Source organism: Neisseria sp. P0009.S007 (genome assembly GCF_051962515.1).
Map to the genome: position 1 here is coordinate 1 of NZ_JBQCVF010000782.1, position 737 is coordinate 737.

At 47.8% G+C, this 737-nt stretch carries 1 protein-coding gene; it reads right to left on the minus strand.

Translation table 11 applies throughout. The annotated features are described in order from the left end of the window. The coding region (gene tig, locus ACTHS3_RS16330; RefSeq protein ID WP_440368549.1) for a trigger factor at positions 1 to 737 on the minus strand (737 nt) is incomplete at both ends.

A 737-nucleotide genomic window follows, 5' to 3' on the forward strand; every position in this document is an offset into this window, starting at 1 on the left:
CTGCTTGTTCTTTGAACATATCCCAAGGCAGATCCAAGTTTGCAGCGTCAGCCATACCTTGGTTAACGAAGTTTTGTTTCATTTCGTTTGCCAAGCGGGCGGCTTCTTCGTTGACCAAAGCAACAGGAACTTGCAAATCGGCTGCTTTGAGCAGGGCGTTCATTACAGATTCTTTGGTTTGTTCACCGATGCGGCGCTCAACTTCGCGACCAACGTTTTTCTTCACTTCTTCGCGCATTTTGGCAACGTCGCCGTCTTCAATACCCAGAGCTTTAGCGAAGTCAGCGTCAACTTCAGGCAAAGTAGCTTCAGAAACGTTGTTCAGAGTGATGGTGAATACGGCAGATTTACCGGCAACATCTTTACCGTGGTAGTCTTCAGGGAAGTTTACGGTAACATCTTTGCTTTCACCGGCTTTCATGCCGACAACACCAGCTTCGAATTCAGGCAGCATTTGACCTGCGCCCAATACGAAAGCGTAGTTTTTAGATGCGCCACCAGCAAAAGGCTGGCCGTCGATTTTGCCTTCAAAGTCAATGATGACGCGATCGCCGTTTTGGGCTTCGCGGTCAACATGGTTGAAGCGGGTGCGTTGTTTACGCAGGATTTCTACAGTTTGGTCAACTTCGGCATCGCCAACAGTCGCAGTAACTTTTTCTACTTCTTGGGCAGACAGGTCACCAATAGTTACTTCAGGGAAAACTTCAAAAATAGCGGCAACTTTGAAAGACTCTTGA